Annotated in this window: 19 protein-coding genes; all 19 read right to left on the reverse strand. The window is 43.3% G+C overall.

Annotated elements, in window-relative coordinates; translation table 11 throughout:
- Window positions 1–34 precede the first annotated feature (34 nt).
- Window positions 35–2,353, reverse strand: a complete 2,319-nt coding sequence (locus tag D1814_RS17375; RefSeq protein ID WP_118494769.1) for an efflux RND transporter permease subunit — start codon at window positions 2,351–2,353, stop codon at window positions 35–37.
- A gap of 15 nt (window positions 2,354–2,368) precedes the next feature.
- Window positions 2,369–3,415, reverse strand: coding sequence for a WD40/YVTN/BNR-like repeat-containing protein (locus D1814_RS17380; protein WP_118494771.1), 1,047 nt, complete (start codon window positions 3,413–3,415; stop codon window positions 2,369–2,371).
- A 79-nt stretch (window positions 3,416–3,494) separates the two neighbouring features.
- Window positions 3,495–4,862 (reverse strand): DUF1329 domain-containing protein, encoded by a 1,368-nt coding sequence (locus D1814_RS17385; RefSeq protein ID WP_118494773.1) that lies wholly within the window; start codon window positions 4,860–4,862, stop codon window positions 3,495–3,497.
- Between the two features lie 11 nt (window positions 4,863–4,873).
- Window positions 4,874–6,934, reverse strand: coding sequence for a DUF1302 domain-containing protein (locus D1814_RS17390; RefSeq protein WP_118494775.1), 2,061 nt, complete (start codon window positions 6,932–6,934; stop codon window positions 4,874–4,876).
- Window positions 6,935–7,274: 340 nt separating this feature from the next.
- Window positions 7,275–7,517: a DUF2835 family protein gene (locus D1814_RS17395; protein ID WP_118494777.1), complete on the reverse strand. Its 243-nt coding sequence runs from the start codon at window positions 7,515–7,517 to the stop codon at window positions 7,275–7,277.
- Window positions 7,504–10,113: an aminopeptidase N gene (pepN, locus tag D1814_RS17400; protein ID WP_118494779.1), complete on the reverse strand. Its 2,610-nt coding sequence runs from the start codon at window positions 10,111–10,113 to the stop codon at window positions 7,504–7,506. The genes D1814_RS17395 and pepN overlap by 14 nt, the downstream gene beginning before the upstream one ends.
- A 47-nt stretch (window positions 10,114–10,160) precedes the next feature.
- Window positions 10,161–11,636, reverse strand: coding sequence for a Na+/H+ antiporter NhaC (gene nhaC / locus D1814_RS17405; protein ID WP_118494781.1), 1,476 nt, complete (start codon window positions 11,634–11,636; stop codon window positions 10,161–10,163).
- A 73-nt stretch (window positions 11,637–11,709) separates the two neighbouring features.
- The gene (locus D1814_RS17410; RefSeq protein ID WP_118494783.1) at window positions 11,710–13,044 is read right to left on the reverse strand and encodes a sodium-dependent transporter; all 1,335 of its coding nucleotides are present in this window, start codon (window positions 13,042–13,044) and stop codon (window positions 11,710–11,712) included.
- A gap of 86 nt (window positions 13,045–13,130) precedes the next feature.
- Window positions 13,131–15,173 carry a carboxy terminal-processing peptidase gene (gene prc / locus D1814_RS17415; protein ID WP_118494785.1) on the reverse strand — a complete coding sequence of 681 codons (2,043 nt, stop codon included), beginning with the start codon at window positions 15,171–15,173 and terminating at the stop codon, window positions 13,131–13,133.
- A gap of 3 nt (window positions 15,174–15,176) precedes the next feature.
- Entirely contained in the window at window positions 15,177–15,845 is a 669-nt protein-coding gene (proQ, locus tag D1814_RS17420; protein WP_118494787.1) for an RNA chaperone ProQ, read from the reverse strand.
- Between the two features lie 16 nt (window positions 15,846–15,861).
- Window positions 15,862–16,152, reverse strand: coding sequence for a hypothetical protein (locus D1814_RS17425; protein ID WP_118494789.1), 291 nt, complete (start codon window positions 16,150–16,152; stop codon window positions 15,862–15,864).
- Between the two features lie 2 nt (window positions 16,153–16,154).
- Window positions 16,155–16,610: a GAF domain-containing protein gene (locus D1814_RS17430; protein WP_118494791.1), complete on the reverse strand. Its 456-nt coding sequence runs from the start codon at window positions 16,608–16,610 to the stop codon at window positions 16,155–16,157.
- A gap of 12 nt (window positions 16,611–16,622) precedes the next feature.
- Complete coding sequence (locus tag D1814_RS17435) at window positions 16,623–17,336, reverse strand: SIMPL domain-containing protein (RefSeq protein ID WP_118494793.1); 714 nt, start codon at window positions 17,334–17,336, stop codon at window positions 16,623–16,625.
- A gap of 348 nt (window positions 17,337–17,684) precedes the next feature.
- Complete coding sequence (locus tag D1814_RS17440) at window positions 17,685–18,806, reverse strand: pyridoxal-phosphate-dependent aminotransferase family protein (RefSeq protein WP_232368918.1); 1,122 nt, start codon at window positions 18,804–18,806, stop codon at window positions 17,685–17,687.
- A gap of 511 nt (window positions 18,807–19,317) precedes the next feature.
- On the reverse strand, window positions 19,318–19,842 hold the full coding sequence (locus D1814_RS17445) for a gamma carbonic anhydrase family protein (RefSeq protein ID WP_118494795.1): 525 nt from the start codon (window positions 19,840–19,842) through the stop codon (window positions 19,318–19,320).
- A gap of 9 nt (window positions 19,843–19,851) precedes the next feature.
- A complete protein-coding gene (gene tesB / locus D1814_RS17450; RefSeq protein WP_118494797.1) occupies window positions 19,852–20,712 on the reverse strand; it encodes an acyl-CoA thioesterase II in 861 nt (286 codons plus the stop codon).
- A complete protein-coding gene (locus D1814_RS17455) occupies window positions 20,699–22,582 on the reverse strand; it encodes a protein kinase domain-containing protein (protein WP_118494799.1) in 1,884 nt (627 codons plus the stop codon). Before D1814_RS17455 ends, tesB begins: the two co-directional genes overlap by 14 nt.
- Window positions 22,583–22,692: 110 nt before the next feature.
- Window positions 22,693–23,625 (reverse strand): 23S rRNA (adenine(2030)-N(6))-methyltransferase RlmJ, encoded by a 933-nt coding sequence (locus D1814_RS17460; RefSeq protein ID WP_118494801.1) that lies wholly within the window; start codon window positions 23,623–23,625, stop codon window positions 22,693–22,695.
- 144 nt (window positions 23,626–23,769) lie between these two features.
- Entirely contained in the window at window positions 23,770–25,455 is a 1,686-nt protein-coding gene (locus tag D1814_RS17465; RefSeq protein ID WP_118495429.1) for a dihydrolipoyllysine-residue acetyltransferase, read from the reverse strand.

A 25,455-nucleotide genomic window follows, 5' to 3' on the forward strand; every position in this document is an offset into this window, starting at 1 on the left:
GGCCCTTTTTTATGCGTAGCTATGCAAAAATAATTTATGCATCAGGGTCGTTCTTATTCCACCACAGGAATCTAGCTAAAGCGGGCAGTACAATTATTGCGCCAAGCATGTTCACAACAAACATAAACGTTAGCAATATACCCATATCCATTTGGAACTTAAGTGAAGAGAACACCCAGGTGCTTACGCCTATAGCTAGCGTTATGCCAGTAAACAGCACTGCACTTCCGCGCTCTTTCAAAGCAGCGAAATAAGCTTCTTGAACGGTAGCACCTTTCTTCAGCATTAAGCTTTTGGTAGAAAGGATATAAATACCATAGTCCACTCCGATTCCCACGCCAAGTGCGATAACTGGTAATGTAGAAACGGTGAGGCCAATTTGCAGGTATGTCATTAGCGCTTGAGCCAACACTGACACCACATACAGCGGTATTACGACGACTAACGTGGCACGAATTGAGCGGAAACTTATTAAACACAACGCGATAACAGCACCAAATACGTAGAGCATCATTGGATCTTGTGCTGCGCTGACCGCTTCATTGGTAGCAGCCATTACGCCAACAGGACCAGAAGCAAGACTAAACTTCATATCGTCAGTTTGGTATTCATCACGGTAAGATTTAACGGCATCAACAACGCGAGAGATAGTTTCCGCCTTGTGATCTTCCATAAACAGTATGATAGGCATAACTGAACAATCGCCGTTAAGCAGCCCAGACGAGGTAGGTACGCGAGAAATAGCCTGAACTAACGTCTGTTGATTGCGCGGAAGAACTTGCCATTTAACATTCCCTTCGTTGTAACCGGCATTCACAATTTTGGCTACTGATGCAAGAGATACCGCAGACTGGACGCCTTGTACGTTCTCCATTTTCCATTGGAAGTCGTCCATGGCTTTCATCACACTGTGCGAGGTACAAGCTTCAGGCGTAGTCTCTACAAGTATAGAGATATAATCCACCGTAACTTCGTATTTATCAGTGATTAAAAAGGTGTCTTCGTTGTAACGAGAAGTTTCGTGTAGCGCTGGTGCGCCGGCGTGCAAGTCCCCTATCTTCATGTTTTGTGCTTGGAAATGACCGAGCACGAACAAAATAGCGGTGACAATTAGAATAAACGCGGCTGGCTTTTTACGTGAACACGCCGCAATTACTTCCCAGAATTTAGAATTTGCGTTTTCCTTACCTGCGAATTTCTCTACATACTTCTGGTCTAACTTTAAGAAACTCATTAGAACAGGAAGTAATAAAAGATTGGTCAGTATAATTACCGCAACACCCATACTCGCTGTTATTGCTAGCTCGCGAATAATACCAATATCAATGACCAGTAGCGTCATAAAACCTACAGTATCTGATAATAAGGCTATTCCGCCTGGAACTAATAGGTTTCTAAACGCAGCCATAGACGCCCGTTTAGCGCCAATACCTGTCACCGCTTGCTTTTCTACCGCGTTAATCATTTGAACGCCGTGGCTCACACCGATGGCAAATACAAGGAAAGGCACTAGAATTGACATAGGGTCCATGCCAAAACCAATGGAAGTCAAAAGTCCAAGCTGCCAGATGACGGCGATAATTGAACATAGCAATGGCAACACGGTAAGCATGAGGCTTCGAGAGAAGAAGTACACCATAACGGCCGTAATTGCGATAGCAATAGCGAAAAACAGTAGTACATCTTTAGCGCCATCGGCCACGTCGCCAATCATTTTCGCAAACCCAATAATATGGACAGACGTATTTTCGTTTTCGTATTGACCGCGAAGCTGTTCTTCAAGCTCTGCTGCTAACGCAAGGGTATCAAGCGGCTCTCCCGTTTGAGGGTCAATGTCTAGCAACTGCGCGGTTACCATTGCACAGCTGTAGTCACTTGAAACCTGTCTACCAACGATGTTCGCTTTTTCTACGTTCGCAGCCACGAGCTCTAAAGCTTCAGGGTTTGACGAGTCAAAGTCGGCTGGGATAACAGGCCCGCCAGCAAAACCACCTTCCACAATTTCAGTGAAGCGTGTAGACGGAGAGAATAGTGAAATTACCAAAGAACGGTTTACGCCATTTATGAAGAAAAGCTGGTCGTGAACATTCTTTAACGTATCGAAGAAATTTTGATTATAAATATTATCGTTTTTATCACATACTGAAACTAAGATGTTGTTGGCCCCACCAAAATCTTGGCGGTGCTCAATATACGTTTTCATGTACTCGTGATTAAGCGGAATATTTTTTTCGAAACCTGCGTCTAGGCGCATTTGTGAGGCTTGGTAACCTAGAAAAACCGTTGCAATGGCAAACAGTGCCACCACAATTTTGCGGTTACCAAACACTAATTTTTCAAGAAAATGGGTCATTGTTTTTATACTGCCCTATTTTAAATTCAACGTTTTAATGCCATTTGCAGTAACAGCAATGCTGGTACCGTCAAACTCGGTGGCGTTTAAAATCGCGGCTTTATCTTTTATTTGTGACACGGAGATGCCGTCGTCACTTTGACAATTGGATGGATTGGCATAAGGATCACGCGTACTGGTAGGTAGCGGGCGTTGTGCACTTACCATCATGCCGTTGTTACCCAAAGCATAAACCTGTGATTCTGATTCAATTAAAATTGAATTAAGGGTGCTAGTTGAACAGGTTTGCACGTATTCCCATTCCCCTTGATCTCTGTTTACGAAAATATTCCCACGAAGACCTACTGCAAGTACCGTGTTTTCATCCAGTGGCTTGATGTCGAAGAAAGAGCCTGTGTAGTCGACGTAATAACGTTCCCAAGACTGACCTTTATCAACACTCTTGGCCAAAAGTCCCGCTTCACCCGCTAGGTAAAGCGTATCACCATCAAGGGTTACACGATTTAAGTGGGGCAGAATAGATTCTAGTTCTTGTTGATAGAATGCTTCATCTTCCTCGCGGATTTCTTCAAGGTACTCTTGGTCAAGAGGGTCTAACAAGCTCGCGTGACGTTCTGCACTCCAGGTGTTCCCACCGTCTGTAGTACGATAAAACAGGCCGTAAGCGCCTGTAGCAATGCCTTGCTTATCATTGAAGAACAATACATCTAAAAATGGGCGTTGAAGTTCGGGTTGATAATTTTGTATCTCCCATGTTTCGCCCCTATCTGAAGAATGAAGAATGACAGCGTCGTGACCTACTGCCCATATTTTTTCGCCTACAACCGTGGTTGCGGTGAGCGTTGATTGAGTTGGCACCGTTTTTTGATGAAAAGTTTTGCCATCTTCCGACACTAATACGTGACCGCGTTCACCGACAATAACGACAAATGAATCAGCGTCTATGTCCAAAAGAACTGATTGCTCAACCAATGGTGCCATAAATGCTTCTTCGGCAAGTGCAGCTGTAGAGTAATTAGCTGCGAATGTGGCGGCAATGCACGCTGCAATGGTTTTTTTCATAATTAACCATTCCCCCTATTTATAATTGTCTGTATACAAAAACGGCTGGCAATTGCCAACCGTTTGTTGTGTAAGGTGATTAGCGCTTACCTTCTCGTCGTAACGCCTGAGGCGTGAATTCCACATCTCGAGGGCGTACGGTGAAGTCGTACATTTGCTCTTCGTTGTCTAAGCCAATGGCCAAATAACGACGAGAGTTTAAGTCGTAGTACGCATCAAGCGTCGACCATTGCGTAGGAACTTCATAGTAGTTAACACCATAAGCTACACCAACGCGGTAAAGTTCGCCACGATTATCATACATATCAGCGACTTGAATTTGCCAGCTATCTTCATCAATGAAGAATACGCGTTTTTGATAAATGTGACGGAAACCTTCTTTCAACGTAGCTTCAACTACCCAAACACGGTGCTTTTCCCAACGCGTTAAATCTGGATTAACGTGATTTGGCTTTAATATTTCGTCGTATGAAGCACTGTCTGAATGTAGTGCATAGTTGTTGTATGCGACAAACATTTCCTGTTTACCAACAAGCTTCCAATCGTAACGATTAGGAGAACCGTTGAACATGTCGAAATCATCAGTAGTGCGCAGGCCGTCAGCTGCTGTTCCTGGCGTATCGTAAGCGATGTTAGGTGCTAAGCGAACACGACGCTGACCAGTGTTATACGTCCAAGCTTTACGCGGCTCTTTAACCTGATCTACTGTCTCGTGAACAAGTAACGCCGTACCTGCTAGACGAGCTGGCTTAGTGACTTTTTGCTTAAACATAAACAGAATATTTTCATCTGTTAGCTTTTCAGGTGTAGCACCTTCTTCAGCATATTTAATCAATAACTGCTCATCAAAACCGATTACGTTGTAATCACCACCTGTAGTAACCGCTGCTTGTCCACCGTTACGCTGAACCGCTGCTCCGCGATAACGAAGAATATGGTTCCAAATTGCTTCAAGACCGTTTTGTGGTATTGGAAATGGGATGCCCAAAACTGCACCTTTAAGACCATTACCGTCGTCGAGAAGCTCAGCGCGAGTAGCGTTTACCTTAGTCGCATCATAAATAGCCTGTGGGTTAGACGCAGAGCGGCGGGTTGGGTAAACCGGCATACGGAAAGTTTCTGGGTAAGCCTCGAAAAGCTTCTTCTGGCCTTCAGATAAGAATTCCGCGTACTCTTTATAGTTCTGTGCTGTTATCTCGAACAAAACCTTGTCTTCTGGGTAAGGGTCTGGATGGTGGTCACCCACACTGTACCCAGCAGGCGCAGTCGTAATACCGCCAGTCCAAGCAGGGATACTGCCATCAGCATTACCCGCTTTTTCACCGCCGAGGGGCGTAAGTTCATTACCCAATTTGTTTGCGTCTGCATCAGACACTTTAGCCATAACGCTTGCACCAGATAAAGCCAGTGACAAGGCGGCTGCAATAATTCCTACTTTTCTAATCATAAAAACCACTCTTAGATTGCGTATTTGATGTTAAATGAAATGAAGTCTCTGTCAGATAGCGCATTAGTTGTACCAATGCCGCCCCAGAACGCACTGTAAGACGCCGTTGCAGACCATTTACTTAAATAATCGAACGTGAAAGAAAGTGCAGCAGACTTAACATCTTCTGTAAAAAGGAATAATGGATCTGGCGTAGTACCCTCAACGTCATGGGAGAAAGTACCGCGAACTCGAAGGTTCATGCCAGCGAATATTGAGTTGTAGTCAGCAACCGCCAATAAGCGATAGCCCCACGCATCGTCAGTTGCAAACGGGTTAGTTTCTGGACCATCCGAAAGCCCTTGATGTAGACCTTCACGGTAGTTACCGTTAATAGGCTCAAGTGATGGTGTACGAGCAGTACCCGGTGCATTTAAGCGAATAACGTCTGGATCTGGCATGTCGACAACGTTTACATAACCTACTTCACCTAGAAGTACGAAGTTGTCAGAGCCAAATTTAGGACCGAATACATGTGACGCGGTAAATTGCATTTGCCACGTATCAGAGAAGAGGAAACCTTCTGCTGTCTCACCTGGACCTACAGCACGGCCAATATTATTTAGCTGTGAGATTCCTTCAAGGTCTGGACGTAAGCCTGCGTTAGCTAACTGCTCAGGCATACCCATGTAAAGCAACTCTACATCATCTATTTGAAGTGGCTCATCTACACGATAAGCAAATTCACCTGCAAGAGCCGTAGTACCAATGTTGGTGTTGAAACTCATACCGTAAAGTTTGATGTCTTCTGGATAGTAGAATTCAGACTGCGTGAACGCTCCTAACTCTGTAATATTATCTCGAGTCACCGTGTTAGTGGCTAGGAACGCTAGGTCTGCGCCTATACCTTCATCAGTGAAGTCAGACGTTTTACCCGAGATAAGAGGTCTTTGACTATGATAATTGATGTGGTAGAAACTAAATTCTGTTTCATTCAAATTCTCAGCAAACCACGTTAAGCGCAAGCCATATTGGCCTTGGTCGTCTGCATCGTTATGCGCCTCATCAGAGAAGCCACGAATAGCAACTTTTGTCGGGTAAGCGAGATAAGCTTGAGAGATATCTGCAGCATCAGCGCCTGAACGTAGTAAATCACCGTAACCATTTAAAGCAGTTAATAAGTGATCTAGGTCAATATCTGGATTACCACTAAAGCCTAACTGAATATTCTGGCGTTGACCGCCCTCACCTGCGAAGTCGTTACCGGCGAAGTAGCTGCCTGACACAGGAAGCCAGCTGCGTTGCCACTCATACTGATAGTAACCTGAAATACTTACCGTATCAGTTAGACCTAAAGACGCATAAACCATACCTACCGGTAGGAATACTTCTTTTAGTTCGGCACCTGGTGCACGAGCACGCGTTACATCCACAGGGTTTGTTGTGTTGATACCATGCTGGATGAAGGTACTTTCACCCCAGCTGATTACCTGGCGACCTACGCGAAGGGTAAGCGGCTTGTCACCAATCCACCAGTCGCCATAAAAGAACGCATCATACAAACGAACATCTGTACATAATAGGTCTTCCGCCTCTGGGTCTTGACAAAGATCGTATTGGTTGCCTGTTATTGGGTTAGAGTAAGGACGGTCACCATCCATTTGCTCAAAATCATAGAACCAGAATCCGCGAGCGAAGAAACCATAGTCGCCGAAGTTAATATCTAATTCATGTGTGCCTGAAACTTGCGTTGCGAACGCATCGCCTGGATCGTGCGCTAGGTTACCGAGGTCACCATTCGTTGAATACGCTCCATCAGCTAAACCCCACACATCGCCGCTTGGGTATAAAGGGTTGAAAGCTGCGTGATAACCGCTCCAGTCAAACTGAGGATGGTTACTATTACCAATAAGGTCGTAATCTCTTGCCTCTGTTCGAATACTTGTAGCTAATGTAAATGTCGAATCTAAAGAAATATTTACATCACCTACTTGCCAATTTGCAGCATGTACTGGTACTGCAGCAGCACCTAGCAGAGAGAGAACTCCCGCTGCTACCGGTGATATCTTAAAAGCGCTAGGCCCGTTTTTCATATTTTTATACTCCCAAGTCGATGTGACTTAATACGTGACATCATGACCAACCATAACGATTAACAAAATCATTACATCATTTTGCCATAACCGCAAGAACTAATCCTACCAGTTAACAAAATTTACAACATTAGTCGTATCAAATAGTTATTGCTTTATTGTGAGTATAAAAGGCATTTATAAACTTGCAGGAAAATTGTACAAGTTTTAACGAGAAATTATCTTTTTATCATTAAGTAGCTTTTTAAGAGTGTAATGTACTTGTGAAAATCTTGAACCCAAGATACACAGGGAGTTGAAGTATTGCGTAAGGAATAGCTCTGGAAAAAATAAAAAGGCTCTATCCGAGCCTTTCAAAAGATTTTATTTTTTTATTAGCGTCAATGACCATTCTGAACCGGCCTTTAATACCGTCTGATGTGATAAATTGGCGTAGCCGATTGGTCGGTACTTGTACGCTTAAACCTGACTCACTCACCATGACCACATCTGGCATAGTAGGGACATAAAGCACCTCACATTGTTTGTAAGGTGCGTTTATTGAAAAGTAAAAAACTGCGTCTGTAGCGTTAACGCTTTTCATAAGCAAGGCTTTTACTTACTTTTTCAAACAAGTCTTTACTCAGGCCCTTGTGGTTAAGTAGACGGCCAAGCTGCTGCTTCATATGAACCTGGTGTTCGCTAGCGAAACCCTGCCACTGGGTTAACGGTGTTGCTATACGAGCGGCAACTTGAGGGTTAACCGCATCAAGCTTGAGCAGATAGTCAGTTACAAACTTATAACCGCTACCATCTTCGGCATGGAACCTTTCGCTGTTATAGAACGCAAAACTACCGATAACAGAGCGAACACGGTTTGGGTTGCTCATTGCAAACTGCGGGTGCTCACATAGCATCGTGATAGTAGCAAAGATATCGTCGCGATTTTGCGTTGCATGAAGCGCAAACCATTTGTCTAGAACCAGAGGATCGTGTTTCCACGTTTGTTCAAATCGAGCCATCAAACTATCGAACGTGCTTGCAGTGCAGTGTTGCGCACTTCTAAGTGCCCCTAGTGTATCGGTCATATTATCTGCATTATCAAATTGCGACACGATAAGGTCTTCGTATTGAGGCAACCGTGCTAAATGCGCGAGCACCACATTTTTACATCGGCGCTGATTGATTGCATCTTGCGTATAGCTGTACGCGCTATGTTCAATGTTGTTAAATACTGCTAATAGTTCTTGCTCAAGCGCTCGGGAAAACTGCTCAGAAAATGCCTTTCTTGCCATCGAAAGCGAAGGAACGGCGATATTGCTGCGACTTTGACACAAGGTTTCAAAAGAAGGAATAACGAGACATTCGCCAAGCAGTTCCAGATTATTCTGCTCTTGAGCTATTGCTTGTTTAACGCCGTTCCAAATATCGTTACTGATGGCAGAGCCTGGAGATTCCTCCAACTGCTTTATACAGCGGTCATACAATGCTTGCATTGCGTCCCAGCGATTGAACGGATCTTTTGCGTGTTTGAAAATAGTAAGTAAAGATTCTGTATCTAGCGGATTTTCTACTTTTGCTGGCGCCGAAAAGTTACCTAATACTACCGGTGTTAAATCAGTACTTTTAGCATCTACAGTTAGACGCAAAGACGCATCTTTTAAGATAACCATACCATCATCAATAAGCGATTCGTTGTCAGTGTAGGTATTACCCTCTTTATCGATTATCTCAATATTCACTGGGATATACAGTGGAAGCTTTTCACTTTGGTCTGAAGTAGCGGGCGTGTGTTGCGTCAAAGTAAAGGTATGATTAACGGTGTCGTTACCCGTAGCTTCCGTACTGTGTTTAACGGAAATCACAGGGGTACCGGATTGGCTGTACCAACGCGTAAACTGAGTTAAATCTAAATCAGTCGCTGACTGCATGGCTGAAATAAAGTCGTCACACGTGACCGCTTGACCATCGTGTCTTCTGAAGTACTCATCCATCCCTCGTCTGAACCTATCAGGTCCAAGCAATGTGTGGAACATACGAATAACTTCTGCACCTTTGTCATAAACTGTTACCGTGTAGAAGTTATTCATTTCAATCACTTCTTCAGGGCGAATGGGGTGACTCATTGCGCTGGCATCTTCAGCGAACTGATGCTCTCGCATTACGCGAACATGCTTTATACGGTTACTTAGCGCCGAGGTCATATCAGCGCTAAACTGTTGGTCTCTGAATACTGTAAGCCCTTCTTTGAGGCTTAGTTGGAACCAATCGCGACAAGTAACACGGTTACCCGTCCAATTGTGGAAATACTCGTGTGCAATAACAGACTCTACATTAAAGAAGTCATCGTCAGTCGCACTTTTCTGGTCAGCTAAAACAAATTTACTATTAAATACGTTTAAACCTTTATTTTCCATCGCTCCCATGTTGAAGAAGTCGACGGCAACAATCATGTAAATATCTAAATCGTATTCTAGCCCAAAAACATCTTCGTCCCATTTCATTGCGCGTTTAAGAGACTCTAAAGCGAATACGCCCTGGGATTTTTTGCCTTTGTCGACATACAACTCTAGCGCAACTTCTTTACCGCTTGTCGTTGTGTAGCTATCGGTTAGTAAATCGAAATCACCGGCAACCAATGCAAAAAGGTAACAAGGTTTGGGATGCGGGTCGTGCCATTTCACGAAATGGGTGTTTTCATCGATATCCCCTTTGTCTACCGGATTGCCGTTGGCAAGTAGCATAGGCACTGATTTATCAGCAATGACAGTAACCGTGTAAACAGACAAAACGTCAGGGCGGTCCATAAAATAGGTAATTCGGCGAAACCCTTCTGCTTCACACTGCGTGCAATAAGCACCGGCCGATAAATACAAGCCTTCTAGCGCTTTATTTTGTTCAGGCGCAATGGTGTTAGTAATTTCTAAGACAAATTCATCGAGATGAGTGGCAATGCTTAACGACGTATCCGAAACCGAATATTCGTCACCAGATAAAGCATTACCGTTAATAGCAATAGCGTTAAGCGACAAGTTATCGCCATCAAGAATTAAAGGGTCGTTATGCTTTCCATTACGAGTGACGGATAATGTACTGATAACCTGAGTTTTCGTTGGATGTAGCGTAATATGTAGGTCAACTGTCGCTATTGAAAAAGCGGGCGGCAGATAATCCGCCCGGCGTTTAGCTTGAACTGACATAGATCCTCCTAAAAGAAAGCCTACGTGGGTTTATTTGGAACGTTTGGTTAAACCGTTTCTTTACTGTTAACTTCAACGTGTGGTGGTGTAATACGTAGAATCTTAATACCTAAATACGCGTACACAACAGCAAGGATCGGGTTGATTACGTTAAAGAATGCATAGAATACATAATCAAATGGGTTTACCAATAAAACACTGTGCATGTAGGCACCACAGGTGTTCCAAGGAATGAGCGGAGATGTAAGTGTTCCACCGTCTTCAAGACTACGAGAAAGGTTAAGCTGATCTAACCCTCGTTTTTTAAATTCTTCTTTGTACATACGGCCTGGCATAACGATAGAAATATACTGATCTGCCGTTACAAGGTTAGTTCCAAAACACGTAAGAATGGTTCGACTTACCATATCACCCGCTGACTTAGCGCCAATTAATATGGCAGACACAGCACGTTTTAACAAACCTACACGCTCAAGTACGGCTCCGAACGACATAGCACAAATAATAAGCCATATTGTATTTAGCATAGATGACATGCCGCCGCGAGACAGCAAGCTATTCAAATTTTCGTCTGGCGTAGAAAAGCTCACCCCATCAAATAGCGCTGTCCACACAACTTTTAGCGCGCCAATGTTTGCTGAGTCATCGCTACTTGCCATGGATGTAACCACATCCCACTGAAACACAACGGCCCAAACGCCCCCTAACAAAGCGCCAATGAAAACCGCAGGGAAAGCGGGCATTTTCTTAATTGCTAAAGTAAGTAGAACGACAAGAGGTATTAATAAATGCCACCCCAAGTCAAAAGAGTCATTAAGCAATAGCTGCATTTGTTCAATACGCTCTGCTTTAGCTTCACCTACTTCGCTAAAACCAAGGACAGTGAATAATACAAGGGCAATGACAAAGCTTGGAATGGTCGTCCACAGCATATAGCGGATATGCTCGAACAAATCGGTCCCCGCAACAGCCGGTGCTAAATTTGTAGTTTCAGATAATGGCGAAATTTTGTCGCCAAAGTACGCACCAGATACTACAGCGCCAGCGGTAATCGCAGCAGACATTTCCATACCCGCTGAAACCCCCATTAACGCCACACCTACCGTTGCTGCAGTAGTCCAAGAACTACCAATACTCATAGCAACTACCGCACAGATTAAGCATGCAGCAGCGTAGAAAAACGAAGGGTTAAGTAACTCTAACCCAAAATAAATAAGCGTAGGCACGGTGCCGGCAAGCATCCATGTACCAATGAGTGAGCCTACGGCTAACAATATTAAACAGGCACCCAGAGACATGGAAATTCCATCTACGATCCCCTTCTCTATCGTTTTCCAGCTGTACCCATTTTTCATGCCAATAATAGCAGCTAAGCCCATTGCCAAAAGCAACGCAATTTGGTTTGGACCATATGAAGAATTATCCGCAAACAGGTAAACTGCACTTCCCATCATGATCACTAGCGCAAGAATAGGAAGTATTGCATCGAGTAGTGACGGCGTTTTTATCTCTTTATTCGTCATTGTCGTTTTTAAAAACCTTTTTTATTGTATTTATAACGCGTTAATTGTGCTGTTTGCTGCAACTTATGGCGCTTTAAAACACTGAGCGATAGAACATTAGCGCGATGATGACTGGGCATACAAAGCGCACATACCAAGGCCAGATTTTCCAGAAAATACTGTGTTCAGCATACTGATCACCTTGCTTAAGCTCTTCGAGTATTGCGTCTCTACGCCATACCCAACCAGCAAAAATACATAACGCTAGTCCAAGAAGTGGCTGGCTGTACTCTGTAGTTAGAGCGATTACAAGGCCAAACAAGGTTTCAAAATTTAAAATGATGACGCAACTTAATAAGAAGATAATCGAGGCCATCAGCACTACTGCTTTTTTACGCTGAAGACCTTTGCTCTCAACCATAAAGGCAACCGGTACTTCTAACATCGAGATGGAAGAAGTTACTGCCGCAATTGCCATTAAAGCGAAAAAGGTAAAAGCAACGAAAAGCCCCACTGTTCCTATGGTGTCAAAAAGAGCAGGTAGTACTTTGAAAATGAGCGTATCGCCTTGAATTAACGCACCTTCTGGCGTAAAAATCTCAACGCCATTATTCAGTGCAACATACATAGCTGGAATAATAAGCATACCAGCAATCACGGCTACACCTATATCGACTAGCGCAACGGAAGCGCCAATGCTTGGTAAGTTTTCATTTTTACTAAGGTAGGAGCCGTAGACCAGCATGGTCCCTACGCCTAAAGACATCGAGAAAAACGCTTGTCCCATAGCGTTAATCAATAGTTCTGGGTCTAAAACGCGAGAGAAGTCAGGCACTAAATAAGCTGACCACCCTTCTACAGCGCCTGGCTGTAAGCTCACATAAACAATCAATGCAAGAATGAGAATAACTAATGTAGGCATCAGTCGTACTGACCACTTCTCAATGCCTGACTTAACACCGCCAACAACGATAAATGCAGTTAAACTCATGAATAAAAAACAGAAAATAACGTTACGCGTAACTGATGAGGTAAGTAACCAGTCGCTTGCACTTGTTAATCCAACTAAGCTAACTGCAGCATCGGCAAAGTAAACGAGCATCCACCCACCTACAATTGCGTAAAAAGCAAGGATAAGAGATACGGTAACGCAGCCCCATATACCGGTAAGTCTCCCAGCGAAATTACCCGATATTTTGCCCAATGCGTCAACCATATTTGAACGAGAACTGCGTCCAATGATAAGTTCAGCCATAAGAACTGGGTATGCGAGTACAAACGCTAGCAGTAAGTACACGAGAACAAACGCAGCCCCTCCGTTACTCGCTACTTTTGTGGGAAAACCCCAAATATTGCCGAGTCCAACTGCTGAGCCTGCCGCTGCTAGCACGAACCCTATTCGAGAGGAAAATTCGCCTCTGATAGCCATGTTATTTCCCTTTATTATTGTTTTATTTGTTTATTTATAGACACAAAAAAAGGGCTGGCCCTAGACCAGCCCTTTTCTCTAATCATTTAATTTCTTGTGATAGCGTAACGGCCTGTTTCAATCATATCGAACGTGATGTTGGCTGCTTCATCCAAGAATGGATCTAATTCTTCCATATCTTCAGGTAAGTCGTCCAATGATGTGACAGTTTCCATTCCCATTCGCTGTAAACGTTCGTTAGCACGTGCAAGAGACTTCTCTTCCGCCTCTTTCTTCTCTGCTTCACGCACAGACTTCACCAATGAAATGAAGTTTTTATCTTTGTTTTCTTTATATTCTTTAATATCATCATAAATATAAGAAAACTCTGGGTTTTGTAGAATACGTTTGTTGTGTTTGGCTGTTAATACATCTAATGCGGCGGTACCGTCAGCAAACGTCGTGTAGTTTGCACGATTTATACTATCCCAAGGCAATGCGTTTTCAGCTTGTGCCTCGCCCCACTCTGATGGCTCTACAGCAGAGGGATAAAGGATATCTGGAATAACGCCCTTATGCTGAGTACTTCCGCCGTCAATACGATAGAACTTAGCAATAGTGAACTGAACACTGCCAAGAGGATTATCGTAAAGGTCATAAATCTTGCCTAAACCGCGGTGTTGTTGAACCGTGCCTTTACCGAAGGTTTGCTCGCCAACAATGAGTGCGCGGTTATAATCTTGCATAGCTGCTGCGAAAATTTCAGATGCAGATGCACTGTAACGATCAACTAATACTGTCAGTGGACCATCGTAGGCGACCTCACCGTCAGTATCACGGTTTACGCTTACTTTGCTTTGACCATAGCGAATTTGAACTACCGGGCCTTTTTCTATAAATAAACCAGTTAACAATGTGGCCTCGGTAAGTGAGCCACCACCGTTGCCGCGTAAATCAACAATCACGCCTTTCACGTTTTGTGCTTTCAAGCTTTCTATTTCTTTTGCAACATCCATACTTAGATTGTTGTAAAAGCTTGGAATGGTGATTACACCTAAAGGTTCGCCTGAGTGCGGACCTGTTTCAGGTACATATACTTCAGACTTAGCGGCGCGATCTTCAAGTTTAATTTTATCGCGAGTAAGACTAACCACCGAAGTAGTTTTAGATTCAGAAGCGCCTTTTTCAACTTGTAAGCGGACAGTGCTTCCTTTCGGGCCTTTGATAAGTTCAACAACCTCGTCTAGTCGCCATCCAATAACGTCTACAAATTCTTCATCGTCTTGCGCCACGCCAACAATTTTATCTTCAGGCTTTATTGCGCCCGATTCGTCCGCTGGACCGCCTGGCACTACACTTTTTATAACTGTGTAGTCATCTTCGCTTTGTAATACAGCGCCGATTCCTTCAAACGACAAGTTCATGTCCATTTGGAAACGTTCAGCGTTTCGCGGAGATAAATAACTAGTGTGAGCTTCTATGGTCCGTGCAAACGCATTCATCGCCGTTTGGAACACGTCTTCACTTTTTGCTTGCTTAGTACGTTTAATCGCTCGCGTGTAACGTTTGGTAAGCAGCTCTTTAGCTTCTTCCCACGTTTTGTCTGCAAGTATCAAATTCAACGCATCATACTTAACCCGTTGACGCCAGATTTCATCAAGCTCAGCTTTACTTGCAGGCCAATCTGCGTCTTCTCTATCGTAAAAGAATTTATCGCCTTCTTTTTCGAAATCGAATGGCCCTTTTTCTAACAATGATAATGCAAACTCATAACGTTCAATGCGGCGCTTGGCACTTACGTTATACATATCATAGGCAACTGAAAGGTTACCTTTACTCAGCGCATCATCGAACACGGTGCGGTATTTTTCAAAACCTACCACGTCAGACAATAACAATACTTGCTTGTTGTGATCTAAAGTATCGATAAAGCGCTGATAAACTCGAGCAGAGAGCGCGTCATCCAACGATATTTCCTTATAATGCGCCCTTGTAAAAAGTGCGCTTACTCGCTTAGCGGCAACACTGTGTTGAGATTCCTGCTGTAAAATAGGAAGCTCGTCTACCTCTGGTGTTGACGTAACGGCACCAGCACCTACCCCTACGGTAAGAAAAGCACTGGCGATGGAAATTCGAAGGATGTCTCTCATATTTTACGACCTCTTGGAGCGTGCCAAACGTAAAGCGTCTGCGTTTACTTTAACCACCATGCCTGAGTCTAATTGAACGTGGATGCCATCTTTAGCAACTTCGGTAATTACTGCTGGCATAGGTGCTTTACCTAATTTAACGGTAACTTGCGTACCTTGCTGTAAATCGCTGTCTGTCAATTTCGCAGGTGGTGTATTGTTTGGTCTGTTATTTTTCGGTTTAGTTCCGCGCTTACTATCAGCATGGTCCGAATTTGCAGATTTTTCACCTTTTGGGCGATTAAATTGACGTTTGTCTTTACGCTTAGGCTGTTGTGCAAGCTTAGCTTTGCGCTTTTCAGCGGCTTTTGCTTTGCTTTCCTCAAGCTGCTGTTGCGCGTGATCAGCATGTTCTTTTTCAATCGCATCGCCTTCAACGCCGTCAAGATCTACACGGTTTGCACCTTCTTTGATGCTATAAAGATAGCGCCAGCTGTTGGTGTAATGACGTAATGTAGAACGAAGAAGTGTCTTGCTAACGCGTTCCTCTTCTTCTAAACGAGTGGCAAGATCTTGAAAAATACCGATCTTAAGTGGGCGGGCCTCGCCTTCAATGCTAAAACATTTCGGAAAGGTCTCTGCAAGGAAAGCTATCACTTCCTTACTGTTAGTAAACTTCTCTGGTGATTCCATTAACTTTCTAAATTATTCAGGAGATTTCATCGTTACTTGCATCATCCCAAGTTGCCAGCGTGTGGTCAACCCAATCAAGCAATTCGTCGTCATCTATTTCTAATAAATGCTTATCTTGTTGCCAAGATTCCCATGCGTAGTGCAAAATTTGCTCTAAACGCTGTGTTTCAATATCTTCTTCGGCATTGTCATAAACCGCGTGAAGAATGAAGTTTAAACGTTCAGATGCCTCATCCGGGTCATCATGAAAGTCTTCCATATCTTCAAATGTGGATAAAACAACGTGTATATCGACACTGGATTTCATAATTATTTCTGCGAATCCATGAGAATTTGAGCAATTTCGACGAGCCCTTTTTCGTCTTCTTCGTTAAAACGTTCAAAAACAGGGCTGTCGATATCAAGTACGCCGATAAGCTTATCATTGAGTACAAGTGGAACAACAATTTCAGAATTAGACGCGGCATCACAAGCAATGTGTCCTTCAAACTGATGAACATCTGCTATACGCTGAACGGTTTTGGTACTTGCACTTGTACCGCAAACGCCTTTTCCTAGGGGAATGCGAATACAAGCGGGCTGACCTTGAAATGGCCCAAGTACCAATTGCTCTTCTTTAAAAAGATAAAAGCCTGCCCAATTAACCTCTTCGAGGTTATTGAAAAGCAGCGCACTGATGTTAGCCATATTGGCAATAAGATCATGCTCACCAGAAACCAAGCTCTTTGCTTGGGCGACTAACCGGCTGTACTGTTGTTCTTTCAAACGATTTTCCTGCTATTGAACAATATTAAAAGACACATTAATCCGCGCTTCTACACGCTCTTGACCAGGTAAAGACATAGACATGTCTTTGGCAAAAGCTTCAGCACGCATTACTGGAATCGGCATATTGCCACCAGATTCTGAGATTGCAACTACTTCACCTACTTCTACCCCTAATTCTTTCGCCAACAGGTGGGCGCGTTGCTTTGCGTCTTTCACTGCAGCAATAAGTGCTTTTTGGTATGCATCGCCTTCACCAATAGTAATAAAGTTAAACTGTTGGATACGGTCAACACCACGTTTTAACACGCCATCTAGCACTTTATCGTAGGTATCTAGTTTAGTTGAGGTGACTGTGATGTCCCGAGACAGGGTGAAACCTTCTTGCTGTCGCCCTTGTGGTGTATTGGTATAACGAGGTTGTAGGCGTACTTGCATACTTTGAATATGCTTTTCATCTATACCTTGATTGAGCAGAAACTTAACGATAGAACGCAAGTCTGCATCTAGTTGTGTATTAAGTTTTCCTACCGTCGCCCCTTCTTCTTCAACAACCAACTTCACTGAGTAGGCATTTGGTGTCACTTCTACAGCGCCTACGCCTTGTACATTTATTACTGCTTCTTGCGCTGCTTGAGCAAGCATTGGGGCGGACAATGTGATTATTGCTGAAGCCCAAAGCGACCTTCTCAACGTATTTGGTTTAGCTTGCTTAAATAATTTCATAATGATTCCTTTTCAGATGTCATGTTTTATCACTTTGTCTTTGAGAATAAATGTACATGGCTGAATAGTGTATGATTGTATTCGATGCAGGAAATATTAGCACTGAACCGTAAGTTGAAGAGTTACAACTTCGTCGAGCAGCGTTATTTATAAGGTAAGCCCCTTGTTAACGATAGAAAACAGGGGCTGCTAATTGGGATAATTTCACAAGATGAAAGTTAGAAAGCCAACACATTCAACAATTTGTTTCTCTGAGCATGTTGGCGATCATTAGACATTAAGTAAAAGTAGACGCTTTGGGTGTGGATACCCTGGTTTATTTCAGTACGCTACTATTTTAATGCGCTGCTATTTTAATGCGCTACGCAGCGCTGCTAAACAGTGGTCTATATTGCGTGGTTTACACGCATAACCCATTAGCCCGATACGCCATACTTTTCCTGCATGTTCGCCCAGCCCAGCACCTATTTCTAAATTGAAATCTTCAAGTAGTTGCTTTCGAACAACTGCATCATCCACACCGTCTGGTATTTTGACAACATTTAACTGAGGTAAGCGATAAGCACTGTCTACGGTTAGCTCTAAACCAAGGTCACTTAAACCTTGCGCAAGTTTTTCGTGACCTGAAGCATGTCGCTGCCACGCATTTTCTAACCCTTCTTCTTTTAATATTAGAAGTGATTCGTACATCGCATACATGCTGTTAACGGGCGCGGTATGATGGTACGCACGTTTTGCGCCTTGGCCCCAGTAACCGACAATCAGATTCATGTCTAAAAACCAGCTCTGCACTTTTGTTTTTCTGTTTTGAATGACATGAACTGCTTTATCACTAAAAGAAACTGGCGATATACCCGGCACGCAACTTAAGCATTTTTGTGAGCCTGAATAAATAGCATCGATACCCCACCCATCAACATCTAACTCAATGCCGCCTAACGAAGTAACCGCGTCGACAATACTTAAACAATCATATTTTTTGGCTAGTTCACACAGTGCTTTGGCTTCATTACGCACACCCGTTGATGTTTCTGCATGAACAAAGGCAAGTATTTTAATATCGGGGTTGGCTTTTAGGGCATCCTCAACGGCATTGAGATCAGTTTGCTCACCCCACGTATTATTAATGGTAATAGCTTCACCACCGCATCGTTCAACATTTTCGACCATGCGGTTACCAAAAACGCCGTTAATGCATACAAGTACCTTATCACCTGGTTCTACCAAGTTAACAAAACACGCTTCCATACCCGCAGAGCCTGGGGCAGAAATAGGCATAGTAAGAGCATTTACGGTTTTAAATGCATATTGTAAAAGCTGTTTAGTTTGGTCCATTAACTCAATGAATAGTGGATCTAAGTGGCCCAGAGTAGGTCTGGCCATGGCGTTGAGTATTCTTGGGTTAACGTCGGATGGTCCTGGTCCCATCAAGGTACGCTCAGGTGGTATAAAAGTAGAAAACGATTGCATAATCCATCCTTATTGTTTGTGAGGGCCAATTATTATAGTAAGTGTCGTGCGTAAATGAGTACAACCTATGCCGCCATACTACAAGTTTGGCAAAAAGGAACAACCGTCTGTTTTGAACATAAACAACATGAATGAGCGCTGCATAAAACATTCAACTTTATGTATATGATGATGGGTGAAAAAAGTAAGGGTGATAGGTTATATTGAGTAAAGAAATACATTAATTGGACGAATTTTTCACCACATCCGACCAGAGTTTAGTCCATTGATATCTAATAGATTACTTCTATACTTAATCTATCAGTAACACTGTAAGATAAAATTCATACAATTATTGTTTATATTTTGAGCGATTTTGAACTATACTCATTGTCCGTTTAATGTTTTTTATTTAAACTCTCCTGTGTAAAAGTTAGCGCACGGCTCAGCAATGAGCCATTCCCCTAGGCCCGGAACGTTTGTTCTGGGCATTTTTTATGGGGAATGAAAAGTTAAATGGCGAGTAGGATTATTATTCGTCAATCTGCTGCAAAGATGCCATATAAGTCTTTGCATTGCCCACATAGTGGTCTGCTGACGCCTTTAACTTTGGCTCTACGTTTTTATCAAACGTCCGGATAACTTTGCCAGGTGACCCTACAACTAAGCTGTAGTCAGGGATTTCCATATTTTCAGTGATTAGTGCATTAGCGCCAATAATACAAAACTTTCCAATTTTCGCACCGTTTAGCACAACAGCGTTAATACCTATCAACGAATAATCGCCAATTTCACACCCGTGAAGCATAACTTTATGACCTACTGTCACTCCTTTGCCAAGGACCAAGGGAATTCCTGCATCAGTATGTAACACGCTGCCGTCTTGGATATTTGTATTCTCACCCACCGTTATTTTATCCATATCACCACGAATTACCGCGTTGAACCAAACACTCGTTCCCTCTTTGAGTTCGGTGTTTCCGATAACGTGGGCGCCTGGTGCAATAAACGCACTGTCATGGACCTGAGGTGATATAGAACCTAATTTATAACGCATTCGTTTTTCCTATTCGTCTACTTTTCTCATTAATCCTTCTTGCATGGTTGACGCAATAAGCTCGCCACTTTGATTAAATATTTGACCGCGAACTAAGCCTCTAGAACCACCACTAAAAGGGCTTTCCATTGCATATAACATCCATTCATTCATGTTTATTGGGCGATGAAACCACATTGCATGGTCAATGGTTGCGATACGAAGTGATTTATCAGTTACAGCAACGCCGTGAGGTTGTAAGGATGTACTTAAAAAGTGATAGTCTGATGCGTAAGCAAGGGCTGCTTGGTGAACGGCGAGTTGCGCATCCATGGTATCTCTTGCTTTTAACCAAATATAACGGGTGGGCTCACGCTTTGCAGAGTGATATGAATTAGCTGCATCTACCGTGCGAATATCAACCGGTTTGTGGTAGCTCAATGCTTCTTGCATAGGACGCGCAATTTTGTTGAAGTTCGCTTCGTAAAACTCAATGTCAGACTGAACGTCCTCAGGCCCAGGAACATTAGGCATAGTGGGGTTTTGATGCTCCATACCTTCTTGAGGCACTTGAAAAGATGCTGTCATGTAGAAAATGTTTCTGCCATCTTGTATCGCTTTGACACGACGCGCAGAGAAACTTCTTCCGTCCCGAACAATTTCTACATCGTACACAACAGGTTTTTTAGCATCGCCTGGCAATAGGAAGTAAGTATGAAATGAGTGGACCACTCTGTCTGGTGATACGGTTTCATAGGCTGCCGCTAATGCTTGACCCAAAACCTGCCCGCCAAACAAAGCTCTAAAGCCTAAATCCCAGCTTTGACCTCGATAGATGCCAGCTTCCACTGTTTCAAGTTCAAATAGTGATGATAGTTTAATCTCGGACATGTTGTACGTTCTCTTCAATAACTGCTTTAGGATTTCGCGGGTAATATTTCTCAGGCAATTTTGCTTTATGCTCGAAAAAGCGCGTATCTTTATAGGGTAACTTCATAAACCCTGAAATGCCTAGCCCTTTTATGTTAGGGATTTGTTGCACTAGTTGCGCCAACAAAGCTTTAAAGCGCTCCTCTTGGCTATGGTCAAGCAACGTATAATAGTTGTGTATCTTCAGGTGTTTAGGCAATGCTTCAAATATAATGCAACCAGTGTGGTGTATCGTGTTTAACTGCACAATAGTTTCAATGATATCTTGGGGCAGTTTTAGTAATTCATCTGGGTCGTCGCCATCTTCAAAATAAGAGTGAGTTCGACTCTCATCTTTTTGTGCAGAAACACGTGACAACTCATAAGGAATGGAAAGGTCACTACCAGGCAGAAAATCTTCATCTTCGCTGTCGCGCTCAATATGAAGGGTATTTTTAGCATTGAACATACAGCACTTAAATACCGCTGGCTTGTGAATGGCTCTTGCTAGATTAATGACGTTATTTACCGCTAAATCAAAAGCAGTTTTGAGGGTTTCATCATACAAATTTAAGCTGGAATCTACATATATACCCTCTGGTTCCCACCGAACCGCCATGCCACCTACTACTGGGTAGCGCCCTAGCCTGCTAATGGCTGATACAAAGGCTTTCTCAGTATCACCCATACCTTGCAGGTAGTTTTTGTAGTAGCGGTCAAACTGCGCGTCGTTTATGTAGCGTAACTCTTGTACCTCTTTATCATCTAAAGAGTCAGATAGCAGTGCCTGTTGGCGTAGATAAGATTTTCGCGAACTATAAACAACGGTTTCTATATCGGCATTAAGGGTATGGGTGAGCCACGTGGGGATTAACGGTGTGTATTGCGTTTGTTTATCTTGGGCGAAAACCATATTCTTTAAAACATGAAGGTGGTTAAACAAATAATCACCACCCTGTCTTCTTTTAACAGGATCATCACTGAGCATATACTCCAGAATATTGGCAAGCATTTTGGGTAATCCAAGAGATGATGGCGTAATAACTTTACTGCCATAGCGACAAGATTGCCCAGATGCTAGAGCATATAAGGTGCTCGCTAATCCCTGCTCATCAAAGCGCGGGCTGGAAAGCGCACCATTTAACTGTTCTTCGCCAATAAAATAAACGTCTCCAAGCCGGGCGTTCGTCTGGTGAAGTTCGCCCGACATCAAATCCATGACATTGTTACCCACATATTGCCCGGTAATGTCGGTCTGAGCGAATACCGAAGACCCCCAATCTATTAGGCCTATAGATTCACTTGCGGCATCCCATACCAGATTTGAAGGCTTAATATCGCCGTGAACAATAGGCTTAATTTCACCATTCTCGCTGTATTGGCGAAAGCTCGACAAAAGCTCGCCTACTTGAACCGCTATTTTCACGATAATACGAGGCGATAAAGGGCCCGTTTTTAAGCTGACTTTTTCTAAATCTTCACCAGGCGCTCTGCCCATCACTAAGATTGATTGCTTACGTATTTGTTGATATTCGATAAAACGCGGAACAAACTCGTGGTTAACGTGAGAAAGCATAAAGGCCTCTTCCTCTAACCGGTCTTGAACGTGTTGCGGCAAGGTTATACGTGAAAACTTAAATACCCGTGATTCACCACTTGGCGCATTGCCTGCAAAGGCAAAACCAAACGCGCCTTTTCCTAAAAGCTCAATGTCGCTATACCCTAACCTTTCTAGCTGGGACATACAGAGATTTACCCAATCTTTGAGTTTTTTCGCATCCGCATGGGATAGCAAATAAATCGACTGTTCGTCTGGTATATAGAAGTGTTTTAAACCTTTAAGCAGAGACATTTAATTGTTTCACGTTTATGGAATTATTCTTGTGCCTTTTGTCCGATAATAAGGTAATCGACAAAACGTTTACCGTTAATCGGCCGCTAATAGACCATCAAACAGGTTAATTAGGTATCTTCATTTACCCAAGTAACGTGCGCTGAGGCTTGAAAACCTGACTCACATTTGCCAAGCATGCCAACAACCTTTGTTAATGCACTGCCAAGGTTTGTATCTAGCTGCCATGGCGGATTCAGCACAAACACGCCAGAACCATACATGCCGGCGTTAGACGTATTTTCTGCAACACATATTTCAGCTTTAAAGCAGGGTTTGCCAAGCTCTGCGAGCTTATCGCACATTACCTCACTTGCTCCGCTTTTCGCGCCAGCCCTTTCTGATAGCAGCGGATACCATACGACAATTTGTGCCTGCTGCCAGCGTTTCAATACCTGGTTAACGCCTTTGACAAGGTCGCTATACTCACTTGCTCTTTCGTAAGGGGGGTCAATTAAAATAGCACCGCGATTAGGCTTTGGTGGCGTCAGTGCTCGAAGACCTTCGTAACCATCTCGTTTGTGTACATGGCTATTATCGGTGCGAAGTCGCGACACGTTTTTCTCTAACTTTTGGAATTCGCCAGGGTGAAGTTCCATTAAGTGTAAATTATCACTGCCGCGTTTAGCCATAGCACTTATCGCAGGCGAACCAGGGTATTGCTGTTGCGCTAAGAAAGGTTCGCACAGTGATAGATAGTCATTAAGTAGGCTTGGCAAATTTTCAGTGCTCTGTTTTTTTGGAGCCTGGTTTTCTAAAGCCAGGCTTTCTGGAGTTGCAGTTCCATCAGCTTGCCCAAAAAGACGGGAAATACCTGACTCGTACTCTTTGTTCTTTGACGATAGGTCGTCGGTCAAATCATATGTGCCTGCACCGGCATGCGTGTCAAAAAGTGTAAAGGGCTTATCTTTCTTTTTTAAAGCGTTGATAACACCAATCCAACAGAGATGTTTGATGACGTCGGCGTGATTGCCAGCATGAAAGGCGTGTTGATAACTAAGCACAAAACCTCAGTAAAATTTTTGTTTGTTTATAGGAAGCTATAATAACGCCATCCCACGAAGAGGTACACAAAACAAAAAAGGCCAATACGTTAATATTGACCTCCCTACTATTTCGCTACAGCACAATAAAATGTACTAGTTAAATTATTTAAGGTGCATTAGCATTTTTTCTGGCTGTGTTAGATAACTCATCCATAAGTTGTTGAAGCGCACCATAGTTGCACCATCAATAATACGGTGATCACCTGACCAGTTAACCGCCATTATGTGTTGTGCGCTAACATTACCTTCATCATCAAAACGGGGAAGCTTTTGGGTTTTACCTAGCGCAACAATAGCAGCCTCCGGCTTGTTGATAACAGGCGTAGCAGTTATACCGCCGATTGCACCAATATTAGAAATACTAATAGTCCCCCCCTTTAAGTGCTCGCCGGCTACACGCCCTGCTCTCGCCTGCTCGATGATATCTTGCATCTGAACAGCAATATCGAGTAGGGAAAGGTCTTGTATCCGTTTAATGTTAGGCACAAGAAGCCCAATTTTAGAGTCAACTGCAAAACCAATATTATGATCAGAGTAATAGCTAATCTCGGTGGCGTCCTCATTGAGTTGACTATTAATTACAGGGAACTCGTTAAGTGCCAACGACATTGCTTTAACGAAAAACGGCATAAAACTTAGTTTAACATTGTTCGCCTCAAACTCTGGCTTAAGCACATTACGTAACGACATTAGGTTGTCCATCACCAACTCGTCACTTACAGTGAAATGAGGAATTGTGTAGACTGACGCGGACATCTGCTTGGCCATCGCCGCCTGAATACCCCGTACTTTTTCAGTTCTAACACTGCCTTGAGCTTTAGTTGAATCACTTTTTTCTGTGGTAAATACCGTTGTCGAAGACGACGTTGTAGTCTCAGCCGAACTAGCGACATTGGGTTGTTGGAGATTCAATACGTCAGACTTTAGAATACGCCCTTTTTTACCAGTACCTTTAACCGTAGATAGGTCGATATTCTTTTCTCTAGCAACACGCCTTACCGCAGGGCTCGCTAGCACTTTACCTTCAATAACAATAGGTGGCTCAAACTCACCATCACTGAATTTCGATTTCGTGTTTTCATCTGAGGTTTGTGGTGAAGCGTTTGAGGAAAGCGTGCTTGTCGCTTTAGATGCGTCACCTGAATCGTCAGATGTGCTGTTTGTCACTACAGAATCGCCGGTAACTTCTAACGCGAACAAGGCACTATGCACTTTAGCAATGTCGCCTTGCGCGTAATACAGCCGATGCACGACTCCCGCGTTTTTAGCAGGAATTTCTACTACTGCTTTATCGGTCATTACTTCAACAACGGCTTGGTCTTCTTCAATTTCATCACCTTCAGCCACGTTCCACTTCACAATTTCACACTCGACGATACCTTCACCAATATCGGGCAATATAAAGTCTTCTATGTGCTTGCCATTAGAAGCATCTGGCGCTGATGAACTATTTTGAGTAGCTTTTGTTTGTTTGGTCTCTTCAACGCTTGCATTTTCTATTACGCTTTGCTCATTTGTATCAGCTTTTATCTCATTATTTGCAGCTGCATCTTCTGGCGTCATTGAAAATAGTGGCTCATGAACCTTAGCAATATCACCAACTGCATAATGCAACTTGTTAACGACCCCAGCATGCATAGCTGGAATTTGAACGGTGGCTTTGTCGGTCATTACTTCCGCTACGGGCTGGTCTTCTTCAATATGTTCACCTTCTGAAACTAACCATTCTAAAAGTTCACATTCAACAATACCTTCACCTATATCCGGTAAGATAAATTCAATTGTCAT

Origin of the sequence: Alteromonas sp. BL110, assembly GCF_003443615.1 — a bacterium.
Classification (GTDB): Bacteria; Pseudomonadota; Gammaproteobacteria; order Enterobacterales; family Alteromonadaceae; genus Alteromonas.